Origin of the sequence: Klebsiella sp. EMBS2024, from assembly GCF_036233805.1 — a bacterium.
GTDB lineage: Bacteria > Pseudomonadota > Gammaproteobacteria > Enterobacterales > Enterobacteriaceae > Klebsiella > Klebsiella pneumoniae.
The window spans coordinates 26,414-26,988 of sequence record NZ_JAZARW010000002.1 but is presented as its reverse complement, the minus strand read 5'-3'; the positions used below and the strand labels follow the sequence as shown (position 1 = coordinate 26,988).

At 53.9% G+C, this 575-nt stretch carries 1 protein-coding gene; it reads right to left on the bottom strand.

All coding sequences use genetic code 11. The features are described from left to right. On the bottom strand, positions 1-575 hold a 575-nt coding region (locus tag VZP09_RS24945; RefSeq protein WP_328795510.1), incomplete at both ends, for an IS6-like element IS26 family transposase.

Here is a 575-nt window from a genome sequence, read left to right as displayed (position 1 = left end):
CTGCTTACNAGGCGCATTTCGCCCAGGGGATCACCATAATAAAATGCTGAGGCCTGGCCTTTGCGTAGTGCACGCATCACCTCAATACCTTTGATGGTGGCGTAAGCCGTCTTCATGGATTTAAATCCCAGCGTGGCGCCGATTATCCGTTTCAGTTTGCCATGATCGCATTCAATCACGTTGTTCCGGTACTTAATCTGTCGGTGTTCAACGTCAGACGGGCACCGGCCTTCGCGTTTGAGCAGAGCAAGCGCGCGACCATAGGCGGGCGCTTTATCCGTGTTGATGAATCGCGGGATCTGCCACTTCTTCACGTTGTTGAGGATTTTACCCAGAAACCGGTATGCAGCTTTGCTGTTACGACGGGAGGAGAGATAAAAATCGACAGTGNGGCCCCGGCTGTCGACGGCCCGGTACAGATACGCCCAGCGGCCATTGACCTTCACGTAGGTTTCATCCATGTGCCACGGGCAAAGATCGGAAGGGTTACGCCAGTACCAGCGCAGCCGTTTTTCCATTTCAGGCGCATAACGCTGAACCCAGCGGTAAATCGTGGAGTGATCGACATTCACTCC